The following is an 18478-nucleotide window of genomic DNA, read 5'->3' on the forward strand; positions in this document are numbered from 1 at the left end:
GTGTGAACGCCGTTTCTGCGTTCTCCTAGTTTCATTACTTAGCGTAAATTTATAAATAACCCTTATACATTATATGGTTGCGTTGCAGTGATAATATTATCACTAGGGCATTATCATCCAACCCTTACACTTAACACACCGAATGCCAAAAGGTAATATTTTGCTTTTATATATTTTACATTTATATCTATATCGCTAAATGATGACGGCGGATTCTAACATTAAATGAACTGATAATGAGTGAATGGTGAGTAAATTTGTGGTCTTGATGCCGCTTTCGACCTTCAGTGAATTTAAACCATTTCCTGCTCAATATAATTCAAAAATGCGCTGATTTTAGGCGGTTGCAGGGATTTGCTTGAATAGTAGGCATAAAGTTCGAGATCCAGTGGTTGATGATCTAACGCGACGATTTGCAATGCGGAACTTGCAAGTTGGGCTTGACAGGCTTCTTGCGCAAGTATGGCAAAACCAATACCTGACACGGCGGCATTCATCGCCATGTTCCCGCTATTTACTCTAAATTGAGATTTGACACTGACAGTGATAGGGCGATGGCCCCGTTTAGGTTTAAATTTCCATGGTGTACCATTAAGTGCTGTTGTGGTGGAGATGCAGGGAAGCTGTCCAAGTTCTTGTATTGTTGATGGTCGTCCGACTTTGTCAATGAGATCAGGGCTTGCTACCACCACACTCTGCCAGCAGCGCAGTTTCTTCGCTATCCAATTTTTGTCGGCTAATTTTCCTCTATTGAAGTTGAGTATGACATCGTAACCATCTTGCAAACTAACCTGTGGGTGTAAGCTTGTATCACAACATATTGATATGTCTGGATAACTGGTTGCAAAACTGCTGATCACGCTACCAAGGGCAGGGATGTCGGGAATCATTAATTTCAATGTTCCAGACACAGATTGGTTGGCCGATTTGATGTCATTAAACGTTTCGTATAGTGCGGTCGTTAAGTGGTAGGTCTGATTAAACAAAGCGGTTCCCGTTTCAGTCGCGACCACTTTTCTCGTGCTCCGCTCGAATAGCTTTACGCCAAGATATTGCTCTAATAAGTGGATATGTCGACTCACGTTTGAACTCGGTATGGCTAATGCTTCGCTTGCGCGTATAAAGCTATGGTGCTGGAACACGCAGTGAAAGCTATCTAGCCAACTATGATCGATTTTCTCTTCCAACTTATTATCCCAAAATATGAGTTAGTGAATGCAATTTTGGTCAGTTTATCCCATTTTTTTGATTGATTAAACTAGGTGCTCTCTTATTAGAAAGTGAGTGTAAAATTTTGAAAAATAGGAAAAATATAAACTTAAGTGGAGAGGTTTACCCATTTTTGATTCATTTTGTTGTTGCGTTAACTACTCTAGCGACTGTGCCACTGGGCGCTTACATTGTATCTGGGACTTCACTAGAGCCATCCCAACTTGGGTACTTGGTCAGTGCGAATGCAATTTTTTCCTCTCTGGTCAGTTACTTCGTCAGTAATCGACCTTGGTTCAGCAGGCTGAACATGCCACTTTTTGTCGCTAGCTTGGCCATTGCCCTATTTTTGATGACGTTATCTCGGTCGCCCTACATCATGATCATTTTCCAGAGTTTAATTGGTGGCTTAAGTGGTGCGATCACTGTCATGAACTTTAATCGGACAATGCATACGAGTTCACAGCAGAATAGAAAATCACGTATTGCCATGCTTCTCAGTGCGTACCCGTTAGCGCTTGCCGTTGGTGTACCGGTATTGATTCTTGCAGCCAGTACGCATGGCTGGAAGGTTGCATTTTATGTGTTATCAGTGATGACATTGTTCGTTGCCTTGTGCGGTATAAAAATAGTAAATACCAAGTCAGAGCTGTGCATTGACATTGCTAGTAATGAGCATCAAGCCAGTGTAAATGGAGGTATTTATAAGCGCAGCGACTTTTGGCTCGGTAGTGGCGCTATCTTTATGTGCGTGTTTAGCACATTCTTATTTTCGATACCTTTACCCTCTTACTTGCTTACCCAGCAACATGTCTCCGCTTCCATGCTGAGCATCGCTTATGTGTTAGGAGGGTTAGGGTGCTTTTTTATGACAAACAAAAATGCGCAAGGTGATCACTGTTCTTTGTCTATAAAAGGGTTAACGCTAAGCTCCGTTGGTATAGGCTTGCTGGCGTGGATAGCATTCTACGTTCAGCAGAGCAACGTGGCTGTGATGGCGTTTGTTCTATTTGTTGTTGTTAGCGCGAGCAGAACGATAATGGTGAAAACAGAAGCGTTGTACCAGGTTGATTCTGGTGTTAGGTCGTTAATGATTGGCAGTCAGCCTGGAATACAGCACACCGCTATGGCCGCGGCTGGACTCATTGGCAGCGCCATATTGTCTTATGGTAATGAGGGTGGTTATGCTTCATTAGTAGAGGTTGGTGTATGCTTTTTACTTCTCGTTCCTGTGCTATATGCCGCTTTTAAACATCACCTAAGTGAGAAAAAGCCTAGCGTTTGCTAGGCTTTACTGCGTGTTTGGTCTAGTTAGCTATGCGCATCACTAGGCAACCAAGATTGTTCTGAAATCAGTCTTTGGTGTCTGAACGTTAGCTGCTCAACTTTTTGTCCATCTGGATCCCAGCAAGTGACTTTGCCATCACTTAAAGCGCCATCTTTATATTTGGCTTCAGTGGCTTTGTGACCATTTGGATAATAGTGGGTGAAGGTGCCATCTTGTTTGCCATTGACGTAATGTGCAGTTAGTCGTTTTTCACCATTCGGGAACCAACGCTCTACTGGTCCATTAAGCTTGCCGTTTTTGTACTCTAATACGGCTTTCTTAGCACCATTTGGATACCAAGCTTCAACTTTTCCGTCTATTTTGCCTTTCACATAATGAATTTTTGAGGCTGTTTGGCCGTTTACATACCAGTTTGTTTCTAAACCGTACTCTAACCCATTTTTGAATTGGGTCTTGGTAGCGTACTGACCATTATCATATTTTTCAGCATACTTGCCAGTGAAAGGCGTGGTTTGGTTTACCTGATAAGCGACTCCTTGCCTCACTTGCAGGTAGTCGACTGTATTCCCGTTAGTGGTAGTCGTAGCTGCATAACTTGCGCCTGAGACTGCACTTAACGCAATTATCAAAGGTATGTATTTTTTCATAGGGACGCCTCTTTATAACTGACTGTTTTCAATATAGTGGATTGAAATGTACTGAAATACAGCATTCCATTTCAATAAATAAAAGTCTTCAACTAATTCGTAAGACATATTTTGCACAATTGCATTACATTTTGATGGAACTTTTCTCTCATCAAACAATCGAGTGTAATAAATAGCATTTTTTTGTTAAAAATTTATGTTATTCAATGTCTTATAAAAACATTGTTAACATGAATTTTATATCTATTTACCTATTATTATGGGATGAATAGTATTTTTCAAAGCTTATTATCAATATATAAGATACAGAAAATCGGCTAGAAATAAGTACTTATTCAATAAAAGTATGTTTTATATTTTCTCTATAAATAAAGATCAATTTGTCATTTAAAAGACTTATTGATAGAAAAACCCTATCCCGATATTTATACATGGGGATAGGGTTTCAATGTGCTAACTCGCGTCAGATACAGCCCTAATAAAAGTGGTTTGCGTTGCGGTTTGGCCGGAAGAATCTTGAACTTTTAAGGTATATTGCTTGTTGGCGTGGGTAATGTTTGACAGGTAAACCGTGCCATTGCTGTCGGTCGTATAGGTTTTTGAAGTTTGTTTGCCAGCCACGGTAACCGGGGTATTAGCAAGGGCTTGGCCATTCTCGGAAACGGTCACGTTCGTGTACTGTCCCATCGGGATTACCTGAAAATTAATATCGTTCGCACCAGCTGCAAATGCGAAGGTAGAAGTCATGGCGGCAAGTGCAACAATTGGAAGTAGTATTTTTTTCATTTTGATATCCTCGTGATTCATCTTAATTAATTTGTCTATATACGTGGATAACGCTTAATTACGGTAAGTTGCTGATACTGCGCTACTAAACAGCAAAGAGATAAGCAGGCCACTAGAGATAAGTTACGCCATCAGTAATGAATCATTGATGAATAAAGCTGACAGGTTAGATTTATACCCCGTTTTATTTGAACCCAGACCAATTCCGCTCAAAATCCCAATTATTGCTCGTTATCTAATTCTATTGGCTATACTTTTGTTACGTATGTCACACATTGCGTTTTGCGGCTCTATGCTGGCTGGGTGCGAGCGTTTTGCAGTTAGTGTCTATTTTTTGGCTCGAAGTCACATTGTAATCATTCTACAAGTCGAAATTGCAAGTTAATACGGCATACCGTACAGAGAGTTTGATAGATTTTGCTAGACTTTGGAGTAAGTTACATTCTTTTTTTAAATAGGTTAATGAAAGAAAGAGTAGTGGTATCGGTTTCTTCGATTCACGGAACCAAGCATTTCCATCTCGATAAATGGTATCGCCAATTCCTTAAAGGATTTGGTTATTTCGTTGCGGTCGGCATTTTGACGATTGCTGGGGTTATTTATTATCTGATGAACGAAGTGGATTTTGCCAAGCTTAAACAACAAGAGCTAGAAACTAAATCGATGACTCTGACTGAAGAAGTGGAATCACTAAAGCAACTTAAGTCGAATTTGGAAAGTGATCTTCTCGATAGAGAGGAAAGAATTAATTTGGTCTCTGATCGCTTGGGGGACTTGGAGAAAGCGCTCGGTATGGAAGAAAGTGACGGTGCGTTAGAGTCTCGCTTAGATACCGCGGCAATTAATTCATCTGTACGTATGGTGATGTTAATGCAAATACCCAGTGGTGCTCCGGTCATTAATGCGCGAATTTCTTCCGGGTATGGTAAAAGAAGGCACCCAGTTACAGGGACGCTCAAAATGCACCGAGGACAAGACTTTGCTGTTAACACTGGCACCCCCGTGTATTCGCCAGCAGATGGGGTGGTGGAGGTGGTAAGGTCAAGCGATAAAGGCTCAGGGAATTTTCTTCGCCTACAACATAGTTACGGGTTTTCAAGTTCTTACTCTCACTTACACAAGTTTAAAGTGAAAACTGGCGATTTTGTAAAAAAAGGCGATTTGATTGCTTACTCAGGGAACAGTGGATTGTCGTCAGGACCTCATCTTCACTATGAGATTCGATTCGTTGGACGCTCTTTAGATCCCCGTCCCTTTGTCGATTGGAGTGTGGACAATTTTGAAATCATATTTGGTAAAGTACGAGGTATCCGATGGGAATCTTTAGTAAACCGAGTCGAGCTGAGAGTCAGCAGTCAGCTACAACTCTCATCGCAAAAGGCTGCTCTATTACAGGACAACTCAAGCTAGAGAGTGACCTGCAAGTTGACGGCAGTGTTGAAGGTCAAATCAACGCAGAAAAAACGCTCGTCATCAGTGAAACAGGTATGGTGTCAGGCGAGATATTCGCTGACCGTGTGTTAGTCAATGGCCGTTTTGAAGGAAAATGCTACGCTGCCAGTATTGAAATACTGAGTAAAGGTAAGGTATCGGGGACATTATATACCGATGATCTAAGCATAGAGCAGGGCGGTAAATTCTTAGGTGAAACCTTGGCTTCACCAGACAAACAAGTGGTTGACTTGCAGGGTGCAAAAACAAAAGTTGAAGGTTAACTGCTAAGCGCTTGGCCATAGACTAGCGTGTGGTGATGATCACTTGTGATGGCCAGTGTTGTCAGAATGAATGAGTTTTGTGACCTAAACTTATAAAGGAAGGTAACGTTTAATTTTCTAATGTCGATAGCAAGATATTGAAATGAAATGATAAGTGCAGATGAATATATTTGGAATTGCGATCGGTGTAACCGGGTTGGCACTCATACTGGTCTTTTTATGGATGCTAACACTATCTATGAGACGCAAGCGTCTGGAGCAAGAAAAGCAAGAGCGAGAAGCGGCTTACCGTAAGGCATTAGAAACAGACAAAAAGAAAGAACATCAAGAGCGCGTGAGCAAAGCAGAAGGAGGTGATATATCCACTATTCTGTTTTTAGCAAAAGAGGCCGAACGCCGCAATTTAAAAGAAGCGCTGCACTGGTATACAAAAGCGGCGGAGCTCGATAACGTAACGGGCATGTACGGTGTGGTTCGAGTCAGTACTCGCATTCATCAAGATGCCGTAGTGAAAGAAAAATCGAGATTTTGGCAATTACGTATTAACGCAGCAGAAGGTAGTGTACAGGCCAAGTATGAAGTGGGATTGTGCTATTTTAAAGGGCGAGGCACGACAAAAGATATTGCTAAAGGCGTTGATTTTATTAAGCAGGCCGCAAAGGAAAATTACATCACTGCTCTGATTTATTTGGGCGATTGGTTCTCTTCGGCACAAAACCCTCAGAAAAACTTCCAAGACGCGATCGCGTGGTATAAACAAGCCGCTCAGTTAAAAAGTAACCAAGGTAGAATAAAGCTTGGAAAAAGCTATATCAGTGGTATGGGGACGCCACCTAATCATAGCCTTGGTGTGTATTGGCTAGAAAGAGCAGCGGAAAAAGGCGATGCCCAAGCCATGTACTTGGCTGGTGAAGCATGGATAAACAAAGGATCCAGTGGGAATTCAATTGCCTATATATGGTTGTTTATTTCTGCTTATTTTGGCTATGAAAATGCTAAGTCTCTCAGAGATGAAGTTGGAGCTGAGATCGGCGTTGATACGATAGTCGGGCTGCAAACCTTCGCCAAGCCTATGGTAAAGAAAATAGAAGAAAAAACGGTAAGTAAACACGCCATCATTAAAGTACTCAACAAGCTATATAAACGAAATGTTCCTCTTCAAGAGGGAGGCTCCTACAACGCGTCAGATGCTAATGCTGACAGTATGGAACACGAAGAAGAGCAACAAGATGTACCTTTTACCGAAATTGGTGTAGCGGAGGACACAGCCTCAAAGGAACAACCACCAACGAGCGAAGGTGGAAAACTGGACTTTTCTTCCACTCCGATTGATAAGGAACAATAGCGTTTTAATCTTCTTTTCTAGCTAGCTTTCCCTATACAGGCCATCGATGCCTGTTCGATAGACAAATCAAACTTTACCTCAAAAGATGAACAGCCCGAATGTAAACCTTACGACCCTCTCAGGCTGCCTCCTTTAGTCATTACAATTTTTAGACAATTTACGACAAATTATCAACAGATCTATTTACACCATGAATGAATAATTGGCGCCCGATGTAACAGATAGCAACCCTGAATGGTTATCGAGGCTATCTGATTGAAAACTTGAGGCCATATTATGCGTAAATTTACATTATTACTCACATTGAGCGTACCGACTTTATTTCAACCTTTGACTGCTTTTGCCAGTGACCATATTAACTCACAGAATGTTTCGACAATTCATGGAGATGTAGGTCTGGCGTTTAGCTCTGGAAAATATTCATCCAATTTTATCGCAAGCGATGAAGGAGATAGCTCGGCGGTGTCGAATGGACTAAACCGAGCACCGTCGGACGAGTCCTATACCAAGACGACTCCATTACTTGATTTGAACTACACAATTGGGTCAACAGACACCAGTTTATTTTTGAGCAGTCAGACAGGTGATCCCCTATCTCAAGAGTCTTATGTGAGTATTGGCGCTGAACAGGTCATTGGCCGTTTCGGTACGCTTTCTACCGCTTACTTGTTTTCGATACCTGGGAGCAACAAGGAGTGGGCAGATCCTTATGCAACAAACCATAAGCGCAGTTCTACTGACACTCGCAGCCAAGGTGTCAGCGTTGGTTGGCAGCAGATATTGGGTAGCCAGCTGTCCGCAAGCTTTACCCATATTGAGAAAAAACTTGATCAGGAAAGAGGCGGGGATTCTCTTTCTGAACTGAGCACTAGCCAACGTAACATGCTGGATCGGAATGGTCATATCGATAGTGCCAGTGTGTCTTATATATTTGCCTTATCAGAAAATCAATCTTTAACGCCTGAATTAAGATACAGTCGATATGGGCTTAATGGAAGCGCGATGAGTCACAATCAATTTGGTATTGGTTTAACTCATAATATTGCAATTGCTAAATATAGCTTGTCCAATGGTATTTTTTGGGCAGAGAATAAATATGATGAAGACAACCCGATATACAATAAGAAATCTGACTCCAATGAGTATTATTTCAGTAGTACACTGACCAAGCAGCAGCTTTTTGGTTTTACCCAATTAACAGGTTTGTTGTCTGCATCGATAGGAAAAAATAAGTCTGATATTCAATTCTTTAACGCTAAAAATACTAGCTTCGAAGTTGGCGTTGCTTACTCTTTTTAGTAATAAATATCCCCCCAGTACCCTCAAGATGCAATTTGTAATATGAAGCTTGAGGGGCTGAGCATTGGAAAAGATTCATGAATATCGTAAAGACCATAACAAGACTAAGTGTTGTCGCATTACTATTGTGCTCTGCAAACACATTATCGATGGAGCTGAGCCCTCAGACAAAAGAGAAAATACAAGGCGCACTAGAATCCTACCGAGTAGCAAACAATATTACTGGCGCTCAGCTAAGTGTAAGCTTACCTAGCTATGAGCATAGCGACTCCATTGCTACATTCTATTCAGGCTATACAACCACAGAGAACCTTACTCCAATCGGCAGTTTGCTTGAGAGCTCGAATGAAAAGGTAGATTTATTATCTATTGGCAGCATTACTAAGTCGTTTATAACGGCGGTAATACTGCAGTTAGACAAAGAGAAGAAGCTCTCCACCAATGACAAACTTAGTCAGTACTTTCCTGATTATCCCGATTGGGGAAATGTCACCATTAAAGAGCTGCTTAACATGACCAGTGGCATTGCTCCATACATGGACACGACGCAATACGAGAGTGCGCCACCGACTACGCAATGGACAAAAAGAAAGCTGGTTGATCTGGCGTACAATAATATCCAGCCAAATCGGTGTTCCAATGTGGGTGGAAACACATGTTTTACGCCGGGGACAAGTTGGTTTTATTCGAATACGAACACAAACCTCGCTGGGCTGATTATAGAAAAGGTGACAGGGAAAACTTTAAAGCAAGAGCTGGAGCTGCGATTGCTGGGAAAACACTCAAAACTGCATGCACTGAGCAGTACCTTTTTTGTACCAGATGGGGACAGCGCCAAGATATACAAGAGAATGGTGCATGAATACGATGAAAATGATCGTATTACCGATTACACATCATTCAATTTGTCTTGGGCTAGGGCGGGAGGTGCGATGGTGTCGAATTCGAGAGATCTTGTCCGATGGGGAAGGCTATTGTTTAACACAAACAAGGTAATCCCGAAGAGTGAGTTTAACGACTTTACTATGCTACATTGTATTGACGAAAACTCAACGCGCTATACCAAGCCAATTAACCGTGTGAGTGCGCAATGTAATATTGGCTTCGGTCTGAATATTATGCAGATGAGAATGCCCGATGGTAATGTCGTGTGGGGGTACGAGGGGGACTGGCCCGGAATTCAGGCTCAGTTCTGGTATCTCCCCAACACCGATATAGTGGTGAGTTTACAACAAGATACGGGCAAGCATGGAGAGCTTCCAGCTGACATTATGACCCTGTTTAAGCAAATTTATAAGTACTTGAACTAAAGGACCATACTGGCAGAGGTAACCTGGGTATAGGTAGCTCGGGTTATATTGTTATTGTCTATACTTTGCAAAGACGTTGGATTAAGGCTGAGTGATATTCTCACGCATTACAGCGTGAGAATGTTTTGGGGGCGGTTTGTGTAAGACAGTACTTATCGTAGAAGATGATAAGAAGTTAAATAATCTCATGTTTGAGTTTTTGACCCAGCATGGCTACCGAGTTATACAAGCCTATAGCGGTGATGTTGGAATACAGATGATATTGGGTGAAAAACCGGATTTAGTTATTCTTGATATTATGCTGCCTAACTTCTCCGGCATCGAGGTGTGCAAAGCTGTCAGGTCGGCCTATCGCGGCATAATCATTATGGTGACGGCACAAGATGACGATGAATCTGAAATAGAAAGCCTAACATTAGGTGTAGATGACTTTATTAGAAAACCTGTAAATCCAGATATATTGTTGTTAAGAGCCAACAAACTTTTAACGATGACTTCAGTAGATAGTAATAAGAAAGTATTGAACTATGGTAACTTAAAACTGGATCTGGTGAAGTTTGAGGTGTTTTTGTCATCAATACAAATCGATATATCTCAGTCAGACTTTAAACTACTCGCCTATCTAGCCGAAAATGCAGATAAAATAATGAGTAGAGAACAAATATATACAGATATAAAAGGCATTGAATACAACGGACTTGATAGGTCTATTGACAACAAAATATCACACTTGAGAAAAATATTGGGAGATGATCCTAAGAAACCAGAGAGAATAAGAACAGTATGGGGCAAAGGGTATTTATTTTGCTCGGATGCTTGGTAATAGTATGATTAAAATTTTTCTTAAGAATTATTTTCTGTTTGCTTTTCTGATATTCATTTTTATCGTCATTACATTTTATCTGTCAAAAGTAATGGAAAAGGCAATTTTAAACAAATCCGCTTTGTCATTCTCCAACGGTGTATTTAATTATGTAAGTGAGCAACTTCATGGACTCGACAGTTATCAAATAGACCTTAAATTAAATGAAATTCAAAAAAATGTCGCTGATCAAAAAGTAAAAATTATAGCTTATTCTTCACTTCCTAACGCATTAAAGTCCAATGATAATTTGGCTAAAGGGAAAGTCGTCGAGTATCATTCTTTTCTTTCTGGGGTGCATCACGGTAGTTTGTATTCGCTGTACTCAGCCTACGATATCAGGTATGCATTTAAACGTTTGGGACAATCTAAAAACTATATGCGTATCGTGTTAGGTAGCCCCCAAATTTTAGAAGTAAAAAGGAACACCCAATGGATAACCAATATTGTTCGAGAATCGTTCAAAGATAAAAATGTTGATCAATTTGAGCGCATTTCTAAGCACTTGTCAGACATTTTTGGCATCGAAGTTAGCCTAAAGAAGCAGGATACTTTGACAAGTAAAGAAAGTGAATTTGTTAACCAATGGGGATTGTTAGCGCTTTCTTATTTTGATGGGCATGTCTATGACTTAGCGATACCTATTAGTGGAACTGATGTTTTAGTCGTGTTGCATGGAATATCTGATCACTTAGCTGGTTTTGAAAAAAACTTCTACTTCTATCTATTACTCATTATCGGCCTAGTCATCATGCTTATCTGTTGGATTTGGAGTTATGTTTTTTATAAAACCTTGAATAAAGTTCAAGTCCAAGCAATTGAGTATGGAAAAGGAAACTTTGACTATCATATTAAAGTCCCCTCTTTACTTTCTCTTAGCCCATTAAACCAGGCGTTAAAAAACATGGCAACTAGAATTGATCTTCTACTAACGTCTCATAAAGACCTTACTAATGCTATCGCACACGAATTAAAAACACCGTTAGCGCGAGTTCGGTTTTCGCTGGGGCTTTTAAAGGTTAAAAACCCTCAACTTGATCAATCTCAACTGGCTGATATTGATGATGAGATCGAAATCTTAGATAAGCTTATTAACGAAATTTTATTGCATGCCAAGTTTGATAGGAAAGGCGTTGTTCTCAATTTTGAAAAAGAATCAGTGACCGAAGTCGTTTCAGCAAGGCTAGAGCACTATAGGAAACGATTCCCTGATAAAAATTGGACTATGAATATATCTGAAAAAGTGGAAGCGAGTTTTGATAGAAGTTTAATATCACGCATGATGGACAACTTACTGATTAACGCTTACTACTATGGTGGGAACAATATCCAAGTATCTGTGTTCTGTGTGTATAACCAAATAAGTATAACGGTAGAGGACGATGGGGTTGGAGTGGAGCCTTGTGACTATGAGAAAATATTTAGTCCTTTTGAACGCTTAAATCCGTCGCGAGAAAATGAAATACCGGGGCATGGGTTGGGGTTATCTATTTGCGATAAAATTGCCCAAGCACACAAGGGTACGGTTCGAGCCGACAAATCCACGCTTGGTGGTGCAAAGTTTGAGATTGAATTTCCGCGAAGCTTGACTCCTAAGTAAGTGAAAATAAGCAGCCCTTGCTAGAAAGGCTGCTTCGCAGAAGCGATGCTAATGATGCTTATGCGCCATTTTCATTCCGGCTGCGACTTTTTCGATTGGTGCGATAAAGGTTTGGGTGTCGCCATTGGCAAAAGTGAGTGTGACAGAAACTTTCTCACCTGGCACGAGTGGCTTTTTCAAATCTAGAAGCATGATGTGTAAGCTGCCAGGCTTTAACGTCACCTTACCATTGGCTGGTACTTTGATTTGTTCAATTTGGCGCATTTTTAACGTGTCGCCATTTTTAAACACATTATGAAGTTCGGTTTTTTTCGCTACCGTTGTGTGTGCAGATACTATGTATCTATCCTTATTTCCACTATTCACGATTTCAGTGAACACGGCACTATTGCTGGCGTTAGGAGGGGTTGCTCTGGCGTAGGCGTTGACTTCTTTGATTGTGTTGGTTGATTGTGCAAACGCTGCAAGAGGTGCTAACGCTAAGCTCGCGATCAAAAGTGTTTTCAACTTCATGATGTTTTTCCTTGTTGATTTTGACTGACAACGGTATTGATTGCTTGCACCAAGGGTGCTGGTGATTGCAGGTGAGGAACCTTAGTGATAAGGGTTCCGTCTGGTTTTAAAATATAAAAATAAGAGCTGTGGTCTATGGTGTACTTTAATTCTGAATTCGGTAGTGCTGTCTTGTGGAAGATTACCCCATATTTGTGAGCAACGGCTTCAGTCACATTCATCGGAGCAGACAAGCCTTCGATCATTGGGTTGAAGTATTGTGCGTATTGAGACACTAATTTAGGCGTATCGCGCTCTGGGTCAAGAGTAATAAAAATAGGCCACAAGTGCGCCTTAGCTGAATCACTCAGTTGGTTCAACGCACCGGCAAGCATTGCCAGTGATGTGGGGCATACATCAGGGCAATGGGTAAACCCAAAGTAGACGATTCTTATGCGTTTGTCGTCCGTGTTGAAGATGCTAACGGGTTTGTCGCCTTGGGTATAAAGCGTCGCGTGTGAGACGTCAACTGGTTCTGATGACTTTCCTTTCGTATTTGATGTGCTTCCACTTTCTGAAGAAGTCCATAAGGCATTGGCCCCTAGACCAGCAGCGAATGCCAGTATTAAAAAAAGAATCCACTTTTTATTCATCGCGTAGTCCTAATCGCAGGATAAACAGTGTGAGTGCCATCTGTGAGCTTTCCTAACCATGTCATCGAATTCAACGTACAAGCAGGCAAAACAATGGTTCCTTGATACTCACCATTTTTGATTTGCTTTAGCTTAAACATTGGATTTCCCATATTCATTTCCAACCCAGATAAACTCAGGTTTAACGTGCTTGATTGGCTAGATGGCCAATTGACCGTCAAGGTGATTGGAGTGAGGGCATGTGGAGAGTCCTGACTTAACGTCATTGTCACTTGATCTTGCACACAAGGGGATGAGGAAAGAAAGCAAGCGTTGTCAGCAGATGGAACAAAAGCTGTGTTATCGGGTTTTGCAAAGAAAGTATTGGCAAAAAAGCCAGCTAACAACGCAATGAGAATTGCGCTCACTTTGATAGCGGTTTTCATGCCTATAGTTCCTTCTACTCTAAAGACGCAATAGTAACATGCTGTATTGTTAGGCGGGAGATAAGAGCAGAAAAAAGTGTGGTGGTATTCAAAAATGAGGCTAAAAAGCCTCATTTCTCGAAGTCATTTGGCTAGAAGTATAGCGACAGATTGTTTACGCGTCGTTTGTTGAACGCTCAGCAAACTTCTCAAGGCCCAGCACTAAAACGACAGCGATGACCATCATAAACAGCGCTAGCCAAAATCTGTCGGGCTGTGACGTGACGACTTCATAATTAAATGGCATGAGGTTTTGCTGCAGTTGAGGCACTTTGTCCCCATGAGAATTGACTGTCCAGCTTAAGGTTTCTTTCCAAGGCCAGATTTTCGGAAGTGTTCCCACCATTAGCCCAATTAGGAAGGTAATCGTGATGTCTCGATAAGTTCTCAGTAGCCAAGACAACAGATGCGAGAACGTTAATAAGCCGACGATACAACCACCGGCAAAGAGTACCAATACGTCCATTTGGAACGATTTCACCGCATCAATCACAGGTGTATAAATGCCAATTAAGAGCAAAATAAAGCTGCCAGAAATGCCAGGTAAAATCATCGCACATATGGCGACTGCACCAGATAGTACAAGGTTTATCGGGGTTGGCTCCACCTGAGATGGTGAGACAATCGTAATGGTATAAGCCGCTATGATACCTAAGATCAGGGTAACAAATCGTGAGACAGTGACTTTATCCACTTGCCGAAACATATGGTACACAGATACTAATATCAAACCAAAGAAAAAAGACCACACGGGAATAGGATGAGTTTCTAGTAGCCAAGAAATTAGTTTGGCAAGTGTTGCGATGCTGGTCAAGATACCTGCAAACAGGGCGATTAAAAAGCCTCCGTTGATGTAGTTAAACGCAGCTTTCAGTCCTTGAGATTTGATGATTTTAAAAAGGTTAAAGTTAACGCGACGGATGCTTTCGAGTAGGTGATCGTATATGCCAGTGATAAACGCAATCGTACCGCCAGAAACACCTGGAACAACATCGGCTGCACCCATTGCTAGCCCTTTTAAAAACGTAATTATGTAATTCATTAATTTGCGGGATGATGTGGAATAGATGAAATGAGTATACAAATTAATTTGTGGAAAAAGTATCAAAAACCCTGCGCTATAAACGTTATTTTACAAAATGAATCAACATTCATAATTCTCGACTGTTGATTTTTATCCCTATAGATAGTTCTAAAGATAAGAAACAAGGTGAATATCATTATGCACATTATTTGCAATTTGCATTCGCATATTGCAAATAATGTCTGGTTTTTTGTGTGTTTTTGCCACGTTTTGTCTTATTTTGCTGTATTTAAAAGTTGGCACGCATGATGCATGGTATAGCTTGACCCTTCTTAAAGCCGAGGGTCACCTAGCCAACTGACGTTGTTAGTGAATGATATTGTTCACATATTATAGAAGCCAATCGTGCCATTACGATTGGCTATTTTTTTGCCTTTTTGGCTAGATATAGCTTAAACACTCACCATTTCTTTGAGTCTCACAATTGATATTAAGCACAAATTAAGTGCTTACACTCGACAAACCGTACAAAAGCCTTTATTAATATGCGCCTCGTTTTTACTTTGGATATTCAAGAACAGCGAATAAATAAACACTTTTAGCATAACTAGATTGTTTTTTTATCCATTGTAGGAGAAACACTTAAGATAGAGGTTATATGAACCAGTTCATTTCTGTAGGCCCTTTTGAGTCCTTCCTCATCGCATTGTGCGTGTTGTTTATAGGCCACACTGTGAATGCCCAATTTTCTGTATTGCGTAAATACAACATCCCAGAGCCGATTGTTGGTGGGGTGGTCATAGCTATTGCGATCATGGCATTGCATTTTTATGGCATCAGCATTGATTTCACTTTGCCACTGGCGAACACATTCATGCTGATGTTTTTTGCATCGGTTGGTCTGGCTGCTAACTATAAGCAGTTAGTGAAGGGTGGTGCGAAAGTCTTCCTATTTCTAGCGGTCGCAACAGTATACATCGTTATTCAAGATGGTGTTGGCGTGACTCTCGCCAATATGTTAGGACTAAACCCCATGCTAGGCCTTATGGCAGGATCGATTACCTTATCTGGTGGGCACGGTACGGGTGCTGCTTGGGCGCATACTTTTTCAGAGCAATATGGCCTACCTAATACGTTAGGTATAGCGATGGCAGCGGCCACTTTTGGATTGGTGGTTGGCGGTATTATTGGTAGCCCAATTGCCCAGAAACTGATTAACAAACATGGCCTTGTCTCGGAATATGGCAGTTCCGATCACACTCATGATAAGTTTCCCGAAGTCGTGACTTATAATGAGAACGAAGAAGACCGTGTGACCGCGAAAAAGGTGATAGAAGGTGTGTTTGTACTCCTGCTTTGTGTGGTGGGAGCAAGGTACCTTCATGAGTGGGTCAGTACTTTTCAAATCAAATGGTTAATGATCCCAGATTTTGTCTACGCCCTGTTTATTGGTGTATTCATTACTAATACGTCAGAATTGTTCAAAGTTCGCAAAGTGGATGCGGAAGTCGTGGATATTCTAGGGACAGTCTCATTGTCTTTATTCCTAGCGATGGCGCTCATGAGTTTAAAGCTATGGAATATTTTCAGCCTTGCTTTGCCTTTACTCATTATCCTCGTCATACAGTCGATCATTATGGGAATATTTGCTTACTTTGTTACCTACCGCATCATGGGTTCAAATTATGATGCTGCGGTAATCACGGGTGGGCACTGTGGCTTTGGCCTAGGAGCGACACCTACAGCGGTGATGAATATGGGCTCACTTGTCAATCGATTCGGTCCATCGCCACAAGCGTTTTTAGTTGTCCCTATTGTAGGCGCATTTTTTATCGATATTATGAACTTGATTGTATTGCAGGGGTACATTTCCTTTATTCATGGATGATATGCCTAAGGCGTTTGGTATAGTCTCACCAAGTTTTCATTTAATTCTCGCCCTTCGTTATCTACTGTGGATGAAGGGCGTTTCAGATTTGCAATAAAGGTGACTAGGTATGGAAATTGCGCTCCTACCCGCTAGCGATCCAAACTATGCAGAGCAACTCACACGAACGAATATGGCCCGTTATTATCTTCGGCGCAACATAGCCTGGGACACTTCTCGCTTTGAATCAACATGGGCTGAATTAGACAATTTTGAAATTTACTGGAACGATAATCGAGTAGGCGTGATGAGGTTGAGCTACGAAAACAACACGATGCATCTACGAGATTTCCAATTATGCCGAGAAGCTCAAGGAAAAGGGGTAGGTAAGTGGTGTTTGGAATCACTTATTCAGCGCGCAAAGCAAGATAACTTCGCCAATATTCTGCTTAGAGTTTATTCGGAAAATCCGGCTATCAATCTGTATAAAGCCAAAGGCTTTGTGGTGATATCAGAGATTGATAGCTTGATTGAAATGGAGCTTATCTTGTGAGCGTAACAGGGTGCTCACGCCAAGCCATATTTTTGTGCAAAGCGGTCTTGAGTGGCGTCGCTATTCCATTCGTACTCGGCTAGGTCTGCTATTTCTCGAGCTTTGTGCTCTCCCCATATATCACTAATAAACGCTAACGCCATATCAGTACCGGCTGATACACCTGATGAGGTATACACATTGCTATCCTTGACCCAACGTGCTTTGGTGACCCAATGTGTGTTTGGACCTTGCGACATCACCCAATGAAACGCCATTTTGTTAGTCGTTGCGCGTTTATTGTCAAGAACGCCACTTTTTGCCAGCAATGCGCTCCCTGTACAAACGGAAGTGATGTAACGAGCCTTGTCGGCTTGCTGAGTAATCCAGTTTAATGTCCTCTGATCATCAACTAGCTGCCTAGTACCCATCCCACCAGGAATAAGCAGGGTATCGTATTGTGTTCCGCTATCTAACTGGGCTTGAGCATAAGCACATGGCCCCTGCGCGGATGCAATAGGACCAATCGATTGTGCCACTAGCTCTATCGAGATATCTTCGACATGCCCCAGCATCTCAAGAGGGCCAAAGACATCAAGTAGTTCGAACTGATCAAATAGTAAAACACCAACTTTCATGTATATCTTCTCCTCTTCATTTTCTCAAAATGTTAGAGAGTTCCAGCGAGAGCTTGGACCTCGATTTCAACATCTAAACCAAAAGCAAGCTCGCTAATCACAGTACTTCTTACCGGAAAACCACTTTCAAATTGTGATTCATAGGCTTGATTAAAGGTTTGGAAGTGTTTCATGTCAGACAGCCAAACCGTCGCTTTCACAATGTTATCAAGTGATGATCCACAGTCTTGCAGCGTAGTTTTGATTCTGTCGAAAATTACGTCGACTTGTTCTGCAATCGTGCCATAAATTGGCTTTCCGTCAGAGCACATAGAGACTTGACCAGAAAGGAACAAGAATCCATTAGCTTCTACTGCTTGAGAAAATGGGAAAGGCATTGATGATTTGTATCTTTTTAGTTTGTTATCCATATGTATTTCCTATTTTCTTGGCCTTTACTTTTCAATATGTTGGAAACTATAAGCGATATACTCCAGTGACCACAAGCGGTTTGCTGGCTCTGCATGTCCAATCCAAATCTGCGCCTAGAGTATCAGGTCAAAAATAAATACTTTTAAGACAAAAACTAATACATACGTGACATGTTGAATTTTTTAATCTGTATCAGTGGTATCCTCAGTAGAGCGTGGAAAAGGATGATTCATACGATGAAACCTGAGTTAAACAAAACACTCATCAGGCCTGGCTTTTCTTGGCGTCATTTTCGGGATGAGGCACCAAGTTCAAGTTGTACTTTTCATTATCATA

Annotated in this window: 19 protein-coding genes; 10 read left to right on the forward strand and 9 right to left on the reverse strand. The window is 41.3% G+C overall.

What is annotated here, in order from left to right; all coding sequences use genetic code 11:
• Window positions 1-293: 293 nt before the first annotated feature.
• Complete coding sequence (locus M9194_RS09990; protein WP_250612490.1) at window positions 294-1187, reverse strand: LysR family transcriptional regulator; 894 nt, start codon at window positions 1185-1187, stop codon at window positions 294-296.
• Window positions 1188-1294: 107 nt separating this feature from the next.
• Between M9194_RS09990 and M9194_RS09995 the strand changes: the two genes are divergently transcribed.
• Window positions 1295-2497 carry an MFS transporter gene (locus M9194_RS09995; RefSeq protein WP_250612491.1) on the forward strand — a complete coding sequence of 401 codons (1203 nt, stop codon included), beginning with the start codon at window positions 1295-1297 and terminating at the stop codon, window positions 2495-2497.
• A 23-nt stretch (window positions 2498-2520) separates the two neighbouring features.
• Here M9194_RS09995 and M9194_RS10000 read toward each other — a convergent pair whose 3' ends face one another.
• Window positions 2521-3144, reverse strand: coding sequence for a toxin-antitoxin system YwqK family antitoxin (locus M9194_RS10000; RefSeq protein WP_250612492.1), 624 nt, complete (start codon window positions 3142-3144; stop codon window positions 2521-2523).
• 453 nt (window positions 3145-3597) lie between these two features.
• Window positions 3598-3930: a hypothetical protein gene (locus M9194_RS10005; protein WP_250612493.1), complete on the reverse strand. Its 333-nt coding sequence runs from the start codon at window positions 3928-3930 to the stop codon at window positions 3598-3600.
• 462 nt (window positions 3931-4392) lie between these two features.
• Here M9194_RS10005 and M9194_RS10010 point away from each other — a divergent pair, with 462 nt between their 5' ends.
• The 7 genes from M9194_RS10010 (at window position 4393) to M9194_RS10040 (ending at window position 12061) form a co-directional block, all read left to right on the forward strand.
• Window positions 4393-5340 (forward strand): M23 family metallopeptidase, encoded by a 948-nt coding sequence (locus M9194_RS10010; RefSeq protein WP_250612494.1) that lies wholly within the window; start codon window positions 4393-4395, stop codon window positions 5338-5340.
• Window positions 5244-5645, forward strand: coding sequence for a bactofilin family protein (locus M9194_RS10015; protein WP_250612495.1), 402 nt, complete (start codon window positions 5244-5246; stop codon window positions 5643-5645). Before M9194_RS10010 ends, M9194_RS10015 begins: the two co-directional genes overlap by 97 nt.
• A 160-nt stretch (window positions 5646-5805) precedes the next feature.
• Complete coding sequence (locus M9194_RS10020; RefSeq protein ID WP_250612496.1) at window positions 5806-6990, forward strand: tetratricopeptide repeat protein; 1185 nt, start codon at window positions 5806-5808, stop codon at window positions 6988-6990.
• A 276-nt stretch (window positions 6991-7266) separates the two neighbouring features.
• Window positions 7267-8289 carry a DUF2860 family protein gene (locus tag M9194_RS10025; RefSeq protein WP_250612497.1) on the forward strand — a complete coding sequence of 341 codons (1023 nt, stop codon included), beginning with the start codon at window positions 7267-7269 and terminating at the stop codon, window positions 8287-8289.
• Window positions 8290-8366: 77 nt separating this feature from the next.
• The gene (locus tag M9194_RS10030; protein WP_250612498.1) at window positions 8367-9599 is read left to right on the forward strand and encodes a serine hydrolase domain-containing protein; all 1233 of its coding nucleotides are present in this window, start codon (window positions 8367-8369) and stop codon (window positions 9597-9599) included.
• A gap of 136 nt (window positions 9600-9735) precedes the next feature.
• Window positions 9736-10422, forward strand: coding sequence for a response regulator transcription factor (locus tag M9194_RS10035; protein WP_250612499.1), 687 nt, complete (start codon window positions 9736-9738; stop codon window positions 10420-10422).
• Between the two features lie 4 nt (window positions 10423-10426).
• Window positions 10427-12061, forward strand: coding sequence for an ATP-binding protein (locus tag M9194_RS10040; protein WP_250612500.1), 1635 nt, complete (start codon window positions 10427-10429; stop codon window positions 12059-12061).
• Between the two features lie 48 nt (window positions 12062-12109).
• Here M9194_RS10040 and M9194_RS10045 read toward each other — a convergent pair whose 3' ends face one another.
• The 4 genes from M9194_RS10045 to M9194_RS10060 form a co-directional block, all read right to left on the reverse strand.
• Window positions 12110-12574 (reverse strand): copper chaperone PCu(A)C, encoded by a 465-nt coding sequence (locus tag M9194_RS10045; RefSeq protein ID WP_250612501.1) that lies wholly within the window; start codon window positions 12572-12574, stop codon window positions 12110-12112.
• On the reverse strand, window positions 12571-13206 hold the full coding sequence (locus M9194_RS10050; protein WP_250612502.1) for an SCO family protein: 636 nt from the start codon (window positions 13204-13206) through the stop codon (window positions 12571-12573). The genes M9194_RS10045 and M9194_RS10050 overlap by 4 nt, the downstream gene beginning before the upstream one ends.
• Window positions 13203-13631 carry a hypothetical protein gene (locus M9194_RS10055; RefSeq protein WP_250612503.1) on the reverse strand — a complete coding sequence of 143 codons (429 nt, stop codon included), beginning with the start codon at window positions 13629-13631 and terminating at the stop codon, window positions 13203-13205. The genes M9194_RS10050 and M9194_RS10055 overlap by 4 nt, the downstream gene beginning before the upstream one ends.
• 154 nt (window positions 13632-13785) lie before the next feature.
• Window positions 13786-14712 (reverse strand): polyprenyl-phosphate transporter, encoded by a 927-nt coding sequence (locus M9194_RS10060; protein WP_250612504.1) that lies wholly within the window; start codon window positions 14710-14712, stop codon window positions 13786-13788.
• 640 nt (window positions 14713-15352) lie between these two features.
• Between M9194_RS10060 and gltS the strand changes: the two genes are divergently transcribed.
• Window positions 15353-16582: a sodium/glutamate symporter gene (gene gltS, locus M9194_RS10065; RefSeq protein ID WP_250612505.1), complete on the forward strand. Its 1230-nt coding sequence runs from the start codon at window positions 15353-15355 to the stop codon at window positions 16580-16582.
• 109 nt (window positions 16583-16691) lie between these two features.
• Window positions 16692-17114 carry a GNAT family N-acetyltransferase gene (locus M9194_RS10070; RefSeq protein WP_250612506.1) on the forward strand — a complete coding sequence of 141 codons (423 nt, stop codon included), beginning with the start codon at window positions 16692-16694 and terminating at the stop codon, window positions 17112-17114.
• A gap of 14 nt (window positions 17115-17128) precedes the next feature.
• Here M9194_RS10070 and M9194_RS10075 read toward each other — a convergent pair whose 3' ends face one another.
• Window positions 17129-17731, reverse strand: a complete 603-nt coding sequence (locus tag M9194_RS10075) for a DJ-1/PfpI family protein (protein WP_250612507.1) — start codon at window positions 17729-17731, stop codon at window positions 17129-17131.
• Between the two features lie 32 nt (window positions 17732-17763).
• Window positions 17764-18141 (reverse strand): RidA family protein, encoded by a 378-nt coding sequence (locus M9194_RS10080; RefSeq protein WP_250612508.1) that lies wholly within the window; start codon window positions 18139-18141, stop codon window positions 17764-17766.
• Between the last annotated feature and the right edge of the window lie 337 nt (window positions 18142-18478).

This window comes from Vibrio sinus (assembly GCF_023634645.1).
GTDB lineage: Bacteria > Pseudomonadota > Gammaproteobacteria > Enterobacterales > Vibrionaceae > Vibrio > Vibrio sinus.

Coding starts and splice junctions, on each gene's coding strand:
- M9194_RS10000 (WP_250612492.1), bottom strand. CDS start 3,144: ATGAAAAAATACATACCTTTGATAATTGCGTTAAGTGCAGTCTCAGGC.
- M9194_RS10005 (WP_250612493.1), bottom strand. CDS start 3,930: ATGAAAAAAATACTACTTCCAATTGTTGCACTTGCCGCCATGACTTCT.
- M9194_RS10010 (WP_250612494.1), top strand. CDS start 4,393: ATGAAAGAAAGAGTAGTGGTATCGGTTTCTTCGATTCACGGAACCAAG.
- M9194_RS10015 (WP_250612495.1), top strand. CDS start 5,244: ATGGGAATCTTTAGTAAACCGAGTCGAGCTGAGAGTCAGCAGTCAGCT.
- M9194_RS10020 (WP_250612496.1), top strand. CDS start 5,806: ATGAATATATTTGGAATTGCGATCGGTGTAACCGGGTTGGCACTCATA.
- M9194_RS10025 (WP_250612497.1), top strand. CDS start 7,267: ATGCGTAAATTTACATTATTACTCACATTGAGCGTACCGACTTTATTT.
- M9194_RS10030 (WP_250612498.1), top strand. CDS start 8,367: ATGAATATCGTAAAGACCATAACAAGACTAAGTGTTGTCGCATTACTA.
- M9194_RS10040 (WP_250612500.1), top strand. CDS start 10,427: ATGATTAAAATTTTTCTTAAGAATTATTTTCTGTTTGCTTTTCTGATA.
- M9194_RS10045 (WP_250612501.1), bottom strand. CDS start 12,574: ATGAAGTTGAAAACACTTTTGATCGCGAGCTTAGCGTTAGCACCTCTT.
- M9194_RS10050 (WP_250612502.1), bottom strand. CDS start 13,206: ATGAATAAAAAGTGGATTCTTTTTTTAATACTGGCATTCGCTGCTGGT.
- M9194_RS10055 (WP_250612503.1), bottom strand. CDS start 13,631: ATGAAAACCGCTATCAAAGTGAGCGCAATTCTCATTGCGTTGTTAGCT.
- M9194_RS10060 (WP_250612504.1), bottom strand. CDS start 14,712: ATGAATTACATAATTACGTTTTTAAAAGGGCTAGCAATGGGTGCAGCC.
- gltS (WP_250612505.1), top strand. CDS start 15,353: ATGAACCAGTTCATTTCTGTAGGCCCTTTTGAGTCCTTCCTCATCGCA.
- M9194_RS10070 (WP_250612506.1), top strand. CDS start 16,692: ATGGAAATTGCGCTCCTACCCGCTAGCGATCCAAACTATGCAGAGCAA.
- M9194_RS10075 (WP_250612507.1), bottom strand. CDS start 17,731: ATGAAAGTTGGTGTTTTACTATTTGATCAGTTCGAACTACTTGATGTC.
- M9194_RS10080 (WP_250612508.1), bottom strand. CDS start 18,141: ATGGATAACAAACTAAAAAGATACAAATCATCAATGCCTTTCCCATTT.